The organism is Shewanella sp. 8A (assembly GCF_023475945.1).
Lineage (GTDB): Bacteria > Pseudomonadota > Gammaproteobacteria > Enterobacterales > Shewanellaceae > Shewanella > Shewanella xiamenensis.
The window spans coordinates 167,937-182,705 of record NZ_JAMDJP010000007.1 but is presented as its reverse complement, the minus strand read 5'-3'; the positions used below and the strand labels follow the sequence as shown (position 1 = coordinate 182,705).

Annotated in this window: 15 protein-coding genes and 1 pseudogene; 14 read left to right on the top strand and 2 right to left on the bottom strand. The window is 51.7% G+C overall.

The window, feature by feature from the left end; genetic code table 11:
* Nucleotide 1: 1 nt before the first annotated feature.
* Entirely contained in the window at nt 2-490 is a 489-nt protein-coding gene (gene msrA / locus M0413_RS07760; RefSeq protein ID WP_000762837.1) for a peptide-methionine (S)-S-oxide reductase MsrA, read from the bottom strand.
* A 122-nt stretch (nt 491-612) separates the two neighbouring features.
* On the opposite strand from msrA, the gene M0413_RS07755 reads away from it, so the two are divergent.
* From M0413_RS07755 to M0413_RS07740, 4 genes are all read left to right on the top strand, one after another.
* Complete coding sequence (locus M0413_RS07755; RefSeq protein ID WP_069453485.1) at nt 613-1,548, top strand: AraC family transcriptional regulator; 936 nt, start codon at nt 613-615, stop codon at nt 1,546-1,548.
* A 2-nt stretch (nt 1,549-1,550) separates the two neighbouring features.
* Nucleotides 1,551-2,291 (top strand): hypothetical protein, encoded by a 741-nt coding sequence (locus M0413_RS07750; protein WP_069453484.1) that lies wholly within the window; start codon nt 1,551-1,553, stop codon nt 2,289-2,291.
* A gap of 840 nt (nt 2,292-3,131) precedes the next feature.
* Nucleotides 3,132-4,160 (top strand): IS30-like element ISShes10 family transposase, encoded by a 1,029-nt coding sequence (locus tag M0413_RS07745; RefSeq protein ID WP_011711660.1) that lies wholly within the window; start codon nt 3,132-3,134, stop codon nt 4,158-4,160.
* A gap of 73 nt (nt 4,161-4,233) precedes the next feature.
* Nucleotides 4,234-4,710 carry a DM13 domain-containing protein gene (locus M0413_RS07740; protein ID WP_011711661.1) on the top strand — a complete coding sequence of 159 codons (477 nt, stop codon included), beginning with the start codon at nt 4,234-4,236 and terminating at the stop codon, nt 4,708-4,710.
* 407 nt (nt 4,711-5,117) lie between these two features.
* On the opposite strand, the gene merR is transcribed toward M0413_RS07740, so the two are convergent.
* Nucleotides 5,118-5,573 (bottom strand): mercury resistance transcriptional regulator MerR, encoded by a 456-nt coding sequence (merR, locus tag M0413_RS07735; protein ID WP_001166628.1) that lies wholly within the window; start codon nt 5,571-5,573, stop codon nt 5,118-5,120.
* A 71-nt stretch (nt 5,574-5,644) separates the two neighbouring features.
* On the opposite strand from merR, the gene merT reads away from it, so the two are divergent.
* The 10 genes and pseudogenes from merT (at nt 5,645) to M0413_RS07685 (ending at nt 14,385) form a co-directional block, all read left to right on the top strand.
* Nucleotides 5,645-6,040, top strand: a complete 396-nt coding sequence (gene merT / locus M0413_RS07730; RefSeq protein WP_001294653.1) for a mercuric ion transporter MerT — start codon at nt 5,645-5,647, stop codon at nt 6,038-6,040.
* A 15-nt stretch (nt 6,041-6,055) separates the two neighbouring features.
* On the top strand, nt 6,056-6,331 hold the full coding sequence (merP, locus tag M0413_RS07725; RefSeq protein WP_000732275.1) for a mercury resistance system periplasmic binding protein MerP: 276 nt from the start codon (nt 6,056-6,058) through the stop codon (nt 6,329-6,331).
* Nucleotides 6,332-6,358: 27 nt separating this feature from the next.
* The gene (gene merC / locus M0413_RS07720; RefSeq protein ID WP_000522996.1) at nt 6,359-6,784 is read left to right on the top strand and encodes an organomercurial transporter MerC; all 426 of its coding nucleotides are present in this window, start codon (nt 6,359-6,361) and stop codon (nt 6,782-6,784) included.
* A 38-nt stretch (nt 6,785-6,822) separates the two neighbouring features.
* Nucleotides 6,823-8,508, top strand: coding sequence for a mercury(II) reductase (gene merA, locus M0413_RS07715; RefSeq protein WP_000209296.1), 1,686 nt, complete (start codon nt 6,823-6,825; stop codon nt 8,506-8,508).
* 17 nt (nt 8,509-8,525) lie between these two features.
* The gene (gene merD, locus M0413_RS07710) at nt 8,526-8,891 is read left to right on the top strand and encodes a mercury resistance co-regulator MerD (protein ID WP_001277466.1); all 366 of its coding nucleotides are present in this window, start codon (nt 8,526-8,528) and stop codon (nt 8,889-8,891) included.
* The gene (gene merE / locus M0413_RS07705; protein WP_001087807.1) at nt 8,888-9,124 is read left to right on the top strand and encodes a broad-spectrum mercury transporter MerE; all 237 of its coding nucleotides are present in this window, start codon (nt 8,888-8,890) and stop codon (nt 9,122-9,124) included. The genes merD and merE overlap by 4 nt, the downstream gene beginning before the upstream one ends.
* Before the next feature lie 65 nt (nt 9,125-9,189).
* Nucleotides 9,190-9,402, top strand: coding sequence for a DUF3330 domain-containing protein (locus tag M0413_RS07700; protein ID WP_000993245.1), 213 nt, complete (start codon nt 9,190-9,192; stop codon nt 9,400-9,402).
* Between the two features lie 157 nt (nt 9,403-9,559).
* Nucleotides 9,560-10,246, top strand: a pseudogene (locus M0413_RS07695) (DUF4113 domain-containing protein); the annotation flags it as partial.
* 123 nt (nt 10,247-10,369) lie between these two features.
* Nucleotides 10,370-10,525, top strand: coding sequence for a hypothetical protein (locus M0413_RS07690; RefSeq protein WP_226770039.1), 156 nt, complete (start codon nt 10,370-10,372; stop codon nt 10,523-10,525).
* Nucleotides 10,526-11,019: 494 nt separating this feature from the next.
* Nucleotides 11,020-14,385, top strand: a complete 3,366-nt coding sequence (locus M0413_RS07685) for a LamG-like jellyroll fold domain-containing protein (RefSeq protein WP_249553688.1) — start codon at nt 11,020-11,022, stop codon at nt 14,383-14,385.
* Nucleotides 14,386-14,769: the final 384 nt, after the last annotated feature.

The following is a 14,769-nucleotide window of genomic DNA, read 5'->3' as shown; positions in this document are numbered from 1 at the left end:
TTTAATCTCTCTCAAAATGGCACGTGTACCCGTGGGGATTCTTCTTCAAATAGTTTTGGTGATACTCCTCAGCGTCATAAAACTCTTTTTCCAAGGCTACCGTCGTGACCACGGGATTCTCGAAGCGACCGATCTCATTGACCTCATCAATCACGTTTTCGATAATCGCTTTCTGTGCATCGTCACGATAGAACGCTGCCGAGCGATACGAAGTGCCAACATCATTTCCTTGGCGATTCTTCGTAGTCGGATCATGGATTTTGAAAAAGTAATGTAGAATCTCTTCGAGAGATATTTCGTCTTGGTCGTATTCCACGCGAACCGCTTCGGCGTGCCCCGTTTTCCCTGTTATAATATCGGCGTAGGTAGGATCATCAAAATCTCCGCCAGAGTAGCCCACCTTCGTTGACGTCACACCGTCCAGACTCCTAAGGAGGTCTTCGAGACCCCAAAAACACCCTCCGGCAACGATCACATAATCTAGTTTCATAAAGCCTCCTTAGTTTTCATCCACTTACTGATTAGACTGACTTTACAGTATATAAAATAGATATAATATGTTCAATAGTTCGTATAACATGACCTATTGGACAGTTTACGTAGGAGCTATATATGGATGTTCTCAGTGAAATTTTAGATAAGGTAGAGCTTACTAGCAGCTACTGGTATAGAACCTCATTTGCGGGAGACTGGGGCATCAGCCTCCCGCAGGAAGAGAATCTAGCGAGATTTCACATCGTGACTCATGGCGAGTTTTGGTATGAGGTGCCAAAACTTAAACTTAAAGCATTGGCGGAGCAGGGCGATATTTTGATCTTTTTCAAAGGGATGGAGCACACCATGGCCAGTGCACCAAAAATCAAGGCCGAGCCTGCGGTCGAATTTAGAGCTAAAGCCAACCTCACCGAAGCTCAAGTTTTGGAATACGGTGATCAGAGCAAGCTCAAAGCCAACGTCGTTTGCGGACATTTTTGTTTTAATGGCGGACCCGATCATCCATTCTTAAATTCGCTGCCAAATGTCGTGCATATCAAGAGTGCTGATATCTCCCACTCGCCTTGGCTTGCCATGCTTTTAAGTATTATAGAGCAGGAAGTAAAATCAGGGCTTCCTGGAAGCAACACGTTAGTCAGAAAGCTGACCGAAATTATCTTCGTGCAAGCGTTAAGAATCCACATGTACAAATCCAATAAAAATGCTGGATTCTTCAAACTGATCGAAAATCCGCAACTCAGCAAAACCTTGGAAGCTATTCATCATAGTCTCGATAAAAAATGGGGTCTTGACGATCTCGCCGGGATTGCGGGGATGTCGCGTACGAACTACAGCGTCAAATTTAAGGAGCTGTCAGGCATGACACCTCTTGATTATTTAACCTATTGTCGGCTTGAAAAAGCAAAGCAGCTGCTTAAAGAATCCGGTAAGTCTGTTCCCGAAGTGAGTGAAGCCATTGGGTATCCGGCACATGAACACTTTCAAAAGTTGTTTAAGAAAAAAATTGGCAAAACTCCTAGCGCGTACAGAAAAGAAAATTCTAAAAAGGTGTAAAAATGAATATCTATAACTCTCCTGTTACCAAAATAGCTTTCTGGGTCATAGTCATTGGTGGTGCGGCTTGCCTGCTTATCCCTTTGTTTGCACCTCTTCTTCCGCTGCAATATTTGAAAGGTTATGGCGAAATAGGAGATGCTCTTGGAGGTATTTCAAGCCCATTTCTACAAATTCTGGGTTCAGTGCTTCTCTTTCTGGTGTTAAAAGCTCAGATTGACGCTAATGGCATCCTCCATCAGCAAATCGAAAAGGAATATACGAAGGAGCAACTGAGGCACGAGTTGAATCAGCTTCACGAACTTTATATGTTCGTCGAAAGAAACATTAAAAATTTTAGCTACGATCAGGAAAAGATGATTGATGGCAAGTCGCAAATGATCCTTTTGCATTCCCGGCGAGCGATTAAATGTTTCATTGAGGATCTAGCGAGCTTAGATGTTGATATTCACAAAGATGACGACATTTTAAGGTTCGACGGGGTTAAAGAAATTATGAGCATTTTGAACAGCGTTGACCTATATTTCGACAAAATCAAAGACAGCGAGATTGCACCTTATCATAAGAGTTTTTATAAAACGCTTATGCAGCACGAACTTCTCTTCAGCGTTTTTCCTTATCAAGATCTCGACAATCAAGCGTACCTAAAACAAGAGCATTGCCCAGAGTGTGGTGAATATCATGCAAATTATCCGCCACTGATTTATGACCGGTTACAGAAAATTAAAAAAAGTTTCTCCTGATGTATTATGGATATTTATTCGGTATCGGTCCTACCAAAAAGCTATTTGTAGTATCTCGAGTACGTGCTGTGGTGTAGTAATTCCAATCTTAGAAAACTCAAAGCTTATTCTGAAACTATCGGAATTGTCGGTTGGGTGAGACTTAGTCGCCCCGTAAAGCCTTATCGGGGCGGCAAAGATAACTTTTTATATCACTGCTATTGATGACGTCCTTTGTTTACTAAAGTTGTAAGCCCTTATTCTTTGTTTTAGACCTTCAACCACTCCGGGCTTGTCACTAGGAGAGTCCCCTTGGCTAACCTTAGCCGTCAGATCGTATTCAGCGATTTCTAGCCGGTCCCCCTGAATCATTTTACGCCAACCGTTCCACAACTTAGGGTCAAGCTCTTCGGTACGCCAACCATCGGTCGGTTCGCTCCGACTCGCTAAAGCCAGATCCCTGATTTGGTTCTGGAGCGTTAGATCGTCAATCATTGTTCAGCGCCGTACAAAAATGCTATTTTGTTCATACTCAATGCGTTTGTGGGTTTGGTTTGTTTGGCGACTGATCTGATCGCGCAAACTGCATTGAGTTCCCTTACCTGAGTGATCTACTATTTCGCACAGTTATTTAGCTTTATCGTAACGCTCAAGAAATTGGGCTTAATGCCGAATACAATAAAATAAAACAGCCAACCCTTGAGGCTCTTATGCGCCAGAATTTACCAGTGACGGGTCGAAACTTAGAACTCCCAAAAGATACCAATATTCTTTCGACTACCTCCCCTCAAAGCCATATCACGCACGGCGGCCGCAAAAACTGAGTGCAACACCTGACCTTTCCGGTACGGTGCTGCCACTATGTCCTATCACGAACTCAGTATCCCCGAACGTGCGACCCTTCAACTCGGCCTTGCCCAAGGTTTCAGCCAGCGGCGAATTGCCCGGATGCTCGGCCGCTCCCCCTCGACCATCAGCCGGGAGCTGCGCCGCAACCGGGCCCCTGGCACCCGCTACCAGGCCTGTGCTGCCCAGCAGCAGATGCAGGTCCGCCGCCAGGTCTGCAGGCCTCAGTGCAAGCTGCTGCCGGGCAGTGAGCGCTTCGAGCTGGTCGTCCATATGCTGCGTGAGGGTTTGTCTCCCGAGCAGATTGCCGGCAAGCTGCGCAGCATGAACATACCCAGCCTCAGAGAGGCCTACGTCTGCCGCGAGACGATCTATAACGCGATCTACGCCCTGCCGGTCGGTGGCCTGCGCAAGGAGCTGATCATCTGCCTGCGCCAGGGCAAGACGAGTCGCAGGCCGCGCTCTGGCGGCGTCGATCGGCGCGGCCAGATCCCTGAAATGCTCAGCATCCACGTGCGCCCGCCGGAGGTCGAAGACCGGCTGATGCCAGGCCATTGGGAGGGCGACCTGATCAAGGGCAAGGCCAATGCCTCGGCGGTGGGCACCTTGGTGGAGCGTACCAGCGGCTACCTGATGCTGATCAAGATGGCCGACGCGACGGCGACCTCGGCGCTGGAGGGCTTCAGTGCGGCGCTCAATGGCATGCCGCTGGCGGTGCGCAAGAGCATGACCTACGACCAGGGCCGGGAGATGGCGCGGCACGCCGAGATCACCCAGCGGACCGGGGTGGCGATCTACTTCTGCGACCCGCACAGCCCCTGGCAACGCGGCAGCAATGAGAACATCAATGGACTGATCCGCCAGTACCTGCCCAAGGGCACGGACTTGTCGGTGCATAGTCAGGAAGCCCTGGACGCCATCGCTTTGCAACTGAATATGCGACCGCGCAAACGCTTCGACTTCAAATGCCCGATCGAGGTGATGGGCGAAGTGATGCAAGAAGCCGTGGTGATGCGGCATGATGCTCCCGCTTCAATTCAATAACCGTGTTGCACTCAGATCCTGCAACCAGCTATTATGATGGACACACCAAATAACTCACTGCATGAGGCAACCCATGAAAAAGCAATTAAAAATAATTCTGCTCGCGTCCCACCTGGCTCTGTTTGGCGCGGGAGTTGGGCTAGGGATCTATATACTTCCGATTTTGACAGCACAAGAAAACGCCACCATCGCCGAAATTGAAGAAGTGCAAAAGGTGGCAAAGTATAGCGGAGAGTTCAAGAAAGATCAGAAAGGCAGCGACGCCCTTCACTGGGCGAATGGACAACTTTTTGTTACGGATAACGAAATTGTATTTAAAGGTGATGTAGCACCTGGTCCAGACTACAAAATTTACCTGACAAAGAAACAAGCCACCGACAAAGAATCGTTTTTGGACATAAAGAAAGAAGCAATTCTGATTGGCGAATTGAAAAACTTCGGGAATTTCAAGAAAACCATTCCTGCAAGCGTCAACGTCAACGAGTTTACAACGGTCCAAATATGGTGCGAGCATTTCTCTAAGTTCATCGGCTCCGCAAAATATCAGTAAACAAGCTTAAACTTGGATCTTGCCTGTTCACGAATAACATGCGCCTCATGCCAATGGAAATTAAAGTCTTGCCGGGCATGAGGCCTCCCCTCCACGTCTAGATTCTTGAAGTCAAAATTGACCTCAACCGACCCTCAGACACTGACTACGATGCCTGCATACCCTGAAGCGGTTCACCAGATGGGCTTGCGACAGAGATAAGTACGCGCCAACCTCAGATGCCGCTAAGGCTCTATACGCCGCCTTATCGGAATGGGTGGAATTTTGCGCGCGAGCGTCTAATGTTATCCAAGAGCGAGGGCTCTGATTAGTCCCGTCTCCCATGAAGATTCGCAGACTAAGACCCCTATTAAATCTGTAACATTTCGCTAGTTGGGGTCGTCTCAGAATTCGGAAAATAAAGCACGCTAAGGCGTAGTCACCCCGTGACTCCCCCGCGCCGATGCAGCGAGCTTCGTTCCGTCTTGCAGTGACGCAATCAGCGGGCAGGAAACGTTCCCTTTCCGCGCATGGCAGGCGCACACCAGTTCAGACAGCACGGCCTCCATGCGTGCCAAGTCGGCCATCTTCTCGCGCACATCCTTGAGCTTGTGCTCGGCCAGGCCGCTGGCTTCCTCGCAATGGGTGCCATCCTCCAGCCGCAGTAGCTCGGCGATTTCGTCCAGGCTAAAGCCCAGCCGCTGGGCCGATTTCACGAACCGCACTCGTGTTACATCCGCCTCGCCATAGCGGCGAATGCTGCCATAGGGCTTGTCTGGCTCCGGCAGCAGGCCCTTGCGCTGGTAGAACCGGATGGTCTCCACATTGACCCCGGCCGCCTTGGCAAAAACGCCAATGGTCAGATTCTCAAAATTAATTTGCATATCGCTTGACTCCGTACATAACTACGGAAGTAAGCTTAAGCTATCCAAACCAAATTTGAAAGGACAAGCGTATGTCTGAACCACAAAAGTCTGAACCACAAAAGTCTGAACCACAAAAGTCTGAACCACAAAACGGGCGCGGCGCGCTCTTCGCCGGTGGGCTGGCCGCCATTCTTGCGTCGGCCTGCTGCCTGGGGCCGCTGGTTTTGATCGCCTTGGGGTTCAGCGGGGCATGGATCGGCAACCTGACGGTGCTGGAACCCTATCGCCCGATCTTCATCGGCGCAGCGCTGGTCGCGCTGTTTTTCGCCTGGCGGCGCATCTACCGCCCGGCGCAAGCCTGCAAACCGGGTGAGGTCTGCGCGATTCCCCAAGTGCGAGCTACTTACAAGCTCATTTTCTGGATCGTGGCCGCGCTGGTCCTGGTCTCGCTCGGATTTCCCTACGTCATGCCATTTTTCTATTAATCACAGGAGTTCATCATGAAAAAACTGTTTGCCGCCCTCGCCCTCGCTGCCGTTGTTGCCCCCGTGTGGGCCGCCACCCAGACCGTCACGCTGTCCGTGCCTGGCATGACCTGCGCCTCTTGCCCGATCACTGTCAAGCACGCGCTTTCCAAGGTTGAGGGCGTGAGCAAGACCGACGTAAGTTTCGACAAGCGCCAGGCCGTCGTCACCTTCGACGATGCCAAGACCAACGTCCAGAAGTTGACCAAGGCGACCGAGGACGCGGGCTATCCGTCCAGCCTCAAACGCTGATCCGTTAACCGAACTCGGGAGCGACACATGGGACTCATCACGCGCATCGCTGGCAAAACCGGCGCGCTCGGCAGCGTCGTTTCCGCGATGGGCTGCGCCGCCTGTTTTCCTGCCATCGCCAGCTTTGGCGCGGCCATCGGACTGGGCTTCTTGAGCCAGTACGAGGGGCTATTCATTGGCATCCTGCTGCCGATGTTCGCCGGCATCGCGTTACTCGCCAATGCTATCGCTTGGCTCAATCATCGACAGTGGCGACGCACGGCGCTCGGCACGATAGGCCCGATCTTGGTGCTGGCAGCGGTGTTTTTAATGCGGGCTTACGGCTGGCAGAGCGGTGGACTGCTCTATGTCGGCCTGGCCTTGATGGTTGGGGTGTCGGTCTGGGATTTCATCTCGCCAGCACATCGCCGCTGCGGGCCGGACAGCTGTGAATTGCCAGAACAACGTGGCTGACGGCAACAGCCGTAGCCACCACAGAAAAGGAAAAATACATGACCACCCTGAAAATCACCGGGATGACCTGCGACTCGTGCGCGGCTCACGTCAAGGAAGCCTTGGAGAAAGTGCCCGGCGTGCAATCGGCGCTGGTGTCCTATCCGAAGGGCACAGCGCAACTCGCCATTGAGGCGGGCACGTCATCGGATGCGCTGACTACCGCCGTGGCCGGACTGGGCTACGAGGCAACGCTTGCCGATGCGCCACCGACGGACAACCGCGCCGGCCTGCTCGACAAGATGCGCGGCTGGATAGGGGCCGCTGATAAGCCCAGTGGCAACGAACGCCCGTTGCAGGTCGTCGTCATTGGTAGCGGTGGAGCCGCGATGGCGGCAGCACTGAAGGCCGTCGAGCAAGGCGCGCAGGTCACGCTGATTGAGCGCGGCACCATCGGCGGCACCTGCGTCAACGTCGGTTGTGTGCCGTCCAAGATCATGATCCGCGCCGCCCACATCGCCCATCTGCGCCGGGAAAGCCCATTCGACGGCGGCATGCCACCCACACCGCCGACGATCTTGCGCGAGCGGCTGCTGGCCCAGCAGCAGGCCCGTGTCGAAGAACTCCGTCATGCCAAGTACGAAGGCATCCTGGACGGCAATTCAGCCATCACCGTTCTGCACGGTGAAGCGCGTTTCAAGGACGACCAGAGCCTTATCGTTAGTTTGAACGAGGGTGGCGAGCGCGTCGTGATGTTCGACCGCTGCCTGGTCGCCACGGGTGCCAGCCCGGCGGTCCCGCCGATTCCGGGCTTGAAAGAGTCACCCTACTGGACTTCCACCGAGGCCCTGGCGAGCGACACCATTCCCGAACGCCTTGCCGTAATCGGCTCGTCGGTGGTGGCGCTGGAGCTGGCGCAAGCCTTTGCCCGGCTGGGCAGCAAGGTCACGGCCCTGGCGCGCAATACCTTGTTCTTCCGTGAAGACCCGGCCATCGGCGAGGCGGTGACAGCCGCTTTCCGTGCCGAGGGCATCGAGGTGCTGGAGCACACGCAAGCCAGCCAGGTCGCCCATATGGACGGTGAATTCGTGCTGACCACCACGCACGGTGAATTGCGCGCCGACAAGCTGCTGGTCGCCACCGGCCGGACACCGAACACGCGCAGCCTGGCATTGGAAGCGGCGGGGGTAGCCGTCAATGCGCAGGGGGCCATCGTCATCGACAAGGGCATGCGCACCAGTAGCCCGAACATCTACGCGGCCGGCGACTGCACCGACCAGCCGCAGTTCGTCTATGTGGCGGCAGCGGCCGGCACTCGTGCGGCGATCAACATGACTGGCGGCGATGCGGCCCTGGACCTGACCGCAATGCCGGCCGTGGTGTTCACCGACCCGCAGGTCGCCACCGTGGGCTACAGCGAGGCGGAAGCACATCACGACGGGATCGAGACCGACAGTCGCCTGCTAACACTGGATAACGTGCCGCGTGCGCTTGCCAACTTCGACACACGCGGCTTCATCAAGCTGGTCATCGAGGAAGGTAGCGGACGGCTCATCGGCGTGCAAGCGGTGGCCCCGGAAGCGGGTGAACTGATCCAGACGGCGGTGCTCGCCATTCGCAACCGTATGACCGTGCAGGAACTGGCCGACCAATTGTTCCCCTACCTGACCATGGTCGAAGGGCTGAAGCTCGCGGCGCAGACCTTCAGCAAGGACGTGAAGCAGCTTTCGTGCTGCGCCGGATGAGGAAAAGGAGGTGTTCAATGAGCGCCTACACAGTGTCCCGGCTGGCCCTTGATGCCGGGGTGAGCGTGCATATCGTGCGCGACTACCTGCTGCGCGGATTGCTACGGCCGGTCGCGTACACCACGGGCGGCTACGGCTTGTTCGATGACACCGCGTTGCAACGGCTGCGCTTTGTACGGGCTGCCTTCGAAGCGGGTATCGGCCTGGACGCACTGGCGCGGCTGTGCCGGGCGCTGGATGCTGCGGACGGTGACGGTGCGTCTGCGCAGCTTGCCGTGTTGCGGCAACTCGTCGAGCGTCGGCGCGAGGCCCTGGCCAGCCTCGAAATGCAACTGGCCGCCATGCCAACCGAACCGGCACAGCACGCGGAGAGTCTGCCATGAACAGCCCAGAGCACTTGCCGTCTGAGACGCACAAACCGATCACCGGCTACTTGTGGGGCGCGCTGGCCGTGCTCACCTGTCCCTGCCATTTGCCGATTCTCGCCATTGTGCTAGCCGGCACGACGGCCGGCGCGTTCATCGGGGAGCACTGGGGTATTGCAGCCCTCACGCTGACCGGCTTGTTTGTCCTGTCTGTGACGCGGCTGCTGCGGGCCTTCAAGGGAAGATCATGACCGCTTCCCAGCCAGCCGAGAGTGGGCAGCTTTGAGCTTCGCTACCAATCTGGAGGAGTACCACCATGAACGCAAACGCCCCGAACACTGCCAGTTGCACCACCTGCTGCGTATGCTGCAAAGAAATTCCGCTCGATGCCGCCTTCACCCCGGAAGGCGCGGAATACGTCGAACATTTCTGCGGGCTGGATTGCTATGAACGCTTCCAGGCACGCGCCAAGGCCGCGACAGAATCTGACATTGCGCCTGTCCCTGGCGGTTCGCAGCCGTCAGATTGAGGCATGCCCTAACTGGGCGTCAGGCCGGAACCTTGGGCAGTGTCAGAATAGGGCCGATTCCAGCATTTTCTGACGACTCGCCTGCAACCTCTAGGGCCTCAACCTGACAGGCCGCACGCTTAGCGTACGATTTTGTCCGTTTTCTCTATCGTCCCCTATTAGTAAAAAACTAGAGTTGATGAATATTAAAACGGCCTACGACCTAGCACAAATGCCTGCAGGGCATGCTCGTAAGGAATTTAGCATTGAAATCGAGCGTACGGTTCGTGAGCTAAATGGCATCGAGTGCAAACAATGGGATCAGGCAAGAGCCGATAAACAGCAGATATTTTCAACTCGTTCAGTTGGTGAGCGGATAACCGATTTTAACTCTTTACTGCAGGCATTGAGTAAGCATGTTGGAATTGCAGCAGCGAAGGCAAGGGCACAGGGATCTAGTTGCAAATCAATGCTACTGTTCGCCAGTAATTCGCCTTTTGATGATCAACCTAAAAGCTTTAAAACGCTGATCCATTTCCCATGTGCGACAAATAGCACGGTCGAAATGACGCAGGCTGTCTCAGCGGCTGCACCCAAATTATTCAGAGAAGGTGTACGTTACTACAAAATCGGAGTTGGGCTCATCAACCTCGTTTGTGACAAGCGTCAGCAATTCGACTTATTTAATGCGCCAAAAGCTAATCCTGCTTTGATGCAAGCGCTTGATGGCATTAACTTTAGGTATGGCCGTGATACGCTGTTCTTAGCTGCACAGGGAATCGAACAAAAGTGGGCTATGCGGCGAGAACTGCTTAGCCCTCAGTACACAACCAAGTGGGACTGTTTGCCTATGATAAAATGCTAATTTTGACCCTTTTCAATTTATCTGTGGCCGAAGTTGTAATGTTCGGTCCTGTTGGGTTGACCATATTTTGGTATTGCTCCACATTGTATTCAGGATCATTTGCGATTTGACTGGAGGAACTAAATGAAGAATTCGAAATTCAATACATTGCTCTCAAAATGTGATCCAACGGCCCCAATACCTAATGATTTAGCAGAATTGCTTGATGCCCCCTCTGTTGGAAAAGAGGTCATTCCTTATAGTGTAGAGAAATCAATAAGTTCTGAAGAAGAGTATTGAGCTGCTTTAAAGCGAATTGACGAACTGTTTGATGCATTGCCTAATACCGCCGAAGGTGACGAACTTGAAAAATGGATTTCGTTGATTGAATCATATGAAAATGACCACTTCCCAATGTAAATCAATATTGCCCCAAAGCGTGCCAGAGAAACTTTTTGCCGTCATTACAGAATTTCATCAGTTGACCAAATTTTTGTAATGTTACAACGCCTAGATTAGTTAGCAGCGTAAGTGTTGTAGTTTTTGCACTTAATGAGGGTTCGCCGGGATTCTGGAAATTTCCGCCAAATCTAACTTAATTAATTGTTATTATTAAACATTGACTAACTTTACATTTTTGGCGCGTTGGGCAAATTTAGCCAAGATATTTACTTCTTTCGTCAGAGTGCTAATGTAATTTTAGTGTTACAGTAGTATTGTATTACCAATATGTGATGCATTGATACACGATTAACCTCTAACTATCCAACACAACAATAAAAGGAACGACGCTCATGGTGCTTAAACGCTCATTCGTGTCAGCAAGCTTGATCATGGCACTTGCCGCCTGTGGTGGGGACGACAGCAGCTATAGTGCTAACGACACAAATACCTTTACACCTCCCGCTCCAGTGACTTCGGCGGATCCGACAATAGCAGGTGAGGTGAGCTATAAAAATGCAGTGGTCCATGATCCATCGATCATTAAAGATACTGATGGTACTTACTATGTTTTTGGCTCCCACCTAGCGGTGGCCAGCTCTACTGATTTAATGAACTGGACACAAATTGCTTCGGATGGTGCCGCCACGAGCAGCTTGTTTAATACCTATGCGTCAGAAATCGCTGAAGGCACGGCATGGACCGGCGGCTTTGTCGGTTCGTGGGCGCCGGATGTGATAAAGCTTGCTGACGGTAAGTACCATTTCTATTACGACTTTTGTGGCGGCCCCGATAAGATTGATTGTGTATCGCGCTCCTATTTGGGGATGGCGACTTCTGACAATATTCTCGGTCCCTATGTTAACCAAGGCTTGATCTTGAAGACTGGGCATATTGGGGCTGAAAACCCAGGCGCAAACGGTCAAATTTACGATGGCAATGTCGACCCTAATGCTATCGATCCAGCCGTGTTTTACGATAAAGATGGCGGCCTGTGGATGACCTATGGTTCCTATTCCGGCGGGATCTGGGTGATGCAGTTAGATCCTGCAACGGGTAAACCGCTCGCTGGACAAGGTTATGGTACTAAGATCATGGGGGGCAATTACAGCGCGATTGAAGGGTCTTATGTTATCTATAGCCCTGAATCCGAATACTATTATATGTTTACCTCCTTTGGTGGTTTTGCCCAAAAAGACGGTTACAACATTCGTATCTCTCGCTCTAAAAATCCTAACGGTCCCTATGTAGATGCAGCTGGGCTCGACATGATTGGCGCAACGGCCGCAGGCAATATCGCCGACTATGGCGTCAAACTGATGGGCGGTTTCCAATTTGTGGCCCACCCAGGCGATGTGGGTCATGATCACGGTTATCTGTCACCCGGCCACAACTCAGCTTTTTATGATGCACAAACGGGCAAATACTTCTTAGTATTCCATACGCGCTTCCCCGATACCGACGAAGGTCACAGCGTGCGCGTGCATGAGCTATTTCTCAACAGCGATGGTTGGTTAGTTGCCTCACCACAGCGTTATGCACCGATCAACGGCGATAACATTGTCGATGAAATCGATGTCACTGGTGATTATCAATTCATTAATCACGCAAAAGATATCAATAAGGCGGCACATAAATCAGTCCATGTGAAGTTATCCCGTACTTGGACCAATAAAGGCACTGTCTCTGGCGATGTGACTGGTACTTACCAACAGGGCGATGACAATAAAATCAGCTTGACGCTAGACAATTTAGGCACATTTGAAGGCGTACTCGCCTGGCAATGGGATCCTGAACAAAACAAACTTATGCCCACCTTTAGCGCCATTTCTAATGATGGGGCAAGTATTTGGGGCGTGAAGCTCACCAATAAAACCACTGAGGAAATTTTATCGGCATCGGCAAACGGCATTAGTCTGCCGACCGAAGTCACCGAAGGCACGCTCGCCTTACCGATACAAGGTACCCGTGGGGCAACTATCGAGTGGCAATCGAGCGACGAGTCAGTGATCCGTGCCGATGGCACCATTATCAGACCCAACGTCGGCGAGGGCGATAAGGTCGTGACCTTAACCGCGACAATTATGGTCAATGGTAAGAAGGTGACTAAAACCTTCAAAATCACCGTATTTGCCCATAAAACCTATAACCGTATTGCCCAGTACAGCTTTGAGAATAACCTCAAGGACTCCTTGGGCTTATTTGGTGATGGCCAACCCACTGGCGATAGGATCTTCAAATCGGGCGATGCCATTGGCTACGCCACAGGCTTTGAAGGACAAGCCCTGTCACTCGATGGTACCCACGGGGTGTTACTACCATCGGGCATTATCTCCAGCTACGAGTACACAGTGTCTTTTTGGGCAAGTCCTGCGGTTATTACAGGGTTTACCACGGCATTCTTCGGCGCAGTTAACGAGCAAACCGCTGAAGATGGTAGCAAGTTCTCCAATACTTGGGTCAGCATGCTGCCACAGGGTTGGGACGGTAATACCATGTTCTGGAGTCACAATATTGATACCAGCGGCAGTGCCGCGGTTGAAAGTTGGTTTGATGGTGTAACCGGCGAGCGCATCGCTGAAAACACGTGGTCGCATCTGGCGTTCTCCGTCAATAAAGGGCTAGTTAAAGTCTTTATCAACGGGATTGAGCGCTTTAGCCGCGGTAACCTTGCGAACTACTTTACGGGTGCTCAGGGTGTTTTCGGTCTTGGCGTTAACTACTGGGATCTGCCATACAACGGCCTCATTGATGAACTCAAAGTCTATGAAGCGGCATTAACGGCTGAAGAAGTCAAAGCCCTCGATATCGACAAGTTAGCCGACAGTGAACTCTTGTCCTCAGCAACGGCCATTCTGGAGCTAGGCGACTTATCGGCGGTGCGTAAAAATATCGAACTGCCAGTAACAGGTCCTTATGCTGCGGCGATTTCTTGGGTATCTTCAGATCCAACGACTATTGATAGCCATGGTAGCGTAACGCAACCTGCACGTGGTGAAGAAGACAAGGTGGTCACCTTAACGGCCACCTTAAAACTGGGTAATGCGACTCAAACCAAAGTCTTCACCGCAACCGTAAAAGCTAAGAATCCACCAACACCTGTAGCGGTTTACAGTTTCGAAGATAATCTTAACGACAGTACCGCTAACTTCGGTGCGGGCACTTTAGTGGGTAACCTGATTGGTGTCGAAGGCGGTAAAATCAGCTATATGGACGGCGCGGTAGGCAAGGCGGCGGTCTTTGATGGTGCCTCTGGTATTGTATTGCCGAATAACCTTATCAAAGACTACACCTACTCAGTGTCGATGTGGCTCAATCCTGAGCAGCTGAATAAGTACACTACAGCCTTGTTTGGTTATGCGACCGATTCTAGCTGGACCAGCGTCTTACCTGGCGGTCAAAATGATTATGAGCGCATGGTATTATGGTCAGGCACAGCGTGGTACGACGGTCGAACCGGTTTTGTGATGCCAAAATCCCAATGGACGCACCTGGCGTACACAGTGAATGGCGGCGATGTGAAGGTTTATATCAATGGTGAATTGAAGTTTACCGGCGCTAACTTCCCGGACGTCTTCTCAGTACCGACCACTAAGTTTGCGGTCGGGGTCAACTTCTGGGATACGCCTTTCAAAGGGGCAATCGATGAAATCAAGTTCTACGACGAAGCGATTACTGAACAAGATGTGGCTGATTTATTTAGCGAATCTAATCAATAACTGATCAGTTAAGCCAGATCGCTTGACGATCCCATTCAAAAGCTCAAAATCCGATGACCATTCGTCATCGGATTTTTTATGCAACTCACTACCGCGTTTGCACTGGCCGGAACCATTCCGAAAAGGATTGATAGTTTAATCGCAGAAACAGAGCAGCATATACTACCGATACAACGAGAATTAAGGGTTTATCCTCGATATGTCATAGCGAAACCAAGGAAATACCCAGTCAAAAGAAAAGGCCTGTCAGCTCTTAACTGATTGGCATTACTCTCAATGGTGCTTTAAATCAATGTCTTAAGATATTTAAACCTTGGCCATTATGAAGGTCATTTATCGACTATTATCGCGATAAGCCGGTAGCTAAAAGAACCACAAGCTATA

Bases quoted from the DNA above. Each gene is read 5' to 3' on its own strand.
- msrA (WP_000762837.1), bottom strand. From the start codon at position 490: ATGAAACTAGATTATGTGATCGTTGCCGGAGGGTGTTTTTGGGGTCTC.
- M0413_RS07755 (WP_069453485.1), top strand. From the start codon at position 613: ATGGATGTTCTCAGTGAAATTTTAGATAAGGTAGAGCTTACTAGCAGC.
- M0413_RS07750 (WP_069453484.1), top strand. From the start codon at position 1,551: ATGAATATCTATAACTCTCCTGTTACCAAAATAGCTTTCTGGGTCATA.
- M0413_RS07745 (WP_011711660.1), top strand. From the start codon at position 3,132: ATGTCCTATCACGAACTCAGTATCCCCGAACGTGCGACCCTTCAACTC.
- M0413_RS07740 (WP_011711661.1), top strand. From the start codon at position 4,234: ATGAAAAAGCAATTAAAAATAATTCTGCTCGCGTCCCACCTGGCTCTG.
- merR (WP_001166628.1), bottom strand. From the start codon at position 5,573: ATGCAAATTAATTTTGAGAATCTGACCATTGGCGTTTTTGCCAAGGCG.
- merT (WP_001294653.1), top strand. From the start codon at position 5,645: ATGTCTGAACCACAAAAGTCTGAACCACAAAAGTCTGAACCACAAAAG.
- merP (WP_000732275.1), top strand. From the start codon at position 6,056: ATGAAAAAACTGTTTGCCGCCCTCGCCCTCGCTGCCGTTGTTGCCCCC.
- merC (WP_000522996.1), top strand. From the start codon at position 6,359: ATGGGACTCATCACGCGCATCGCTGGCAAAACCGGCGCGCTCGGCAGC.
- merA (WP_000209296.1), top strand. From the start codon at position 6,823: ATGACCACCCTGAAAATCACCGGGATGACCTGCGACTCGTGCGCGGCT.
- merD (WP_001277466.1), top strand. From the start codon at position 8,526: ATGAGCGCCTACACAGTGTCCCGGCTGGCCCTTGATGCCGGGGTGAGC.
- merE (WP_001087807.1), top strand. From the start codon at position 8,888: ATGAACAGCCCAGAGCACTTGCCGTCTGAGACGCACAAACCGATCACC.
- M0413_RS07700 (WP_000993245.1), top strand. From the start codon at position 9,190: ATGAACGCAAACGCCCCGAACACTGCCAGTTGCACCACCTGCTGCGTA.
- M0413_RS07690 (WP_226770039.1), top strand. From the start codon at position 10,370: ATGAAGAATTCGAAATTCAATACATTGCTCTCAAAATGTGATCCAACG.
- M0413_RS07685 (WP_249553688.1), top strand. From the start codon at position 11,020: ATGGTGCTTAAACGCTCATTCGTGTCAGCAAGCTTGATCATGGCACTT.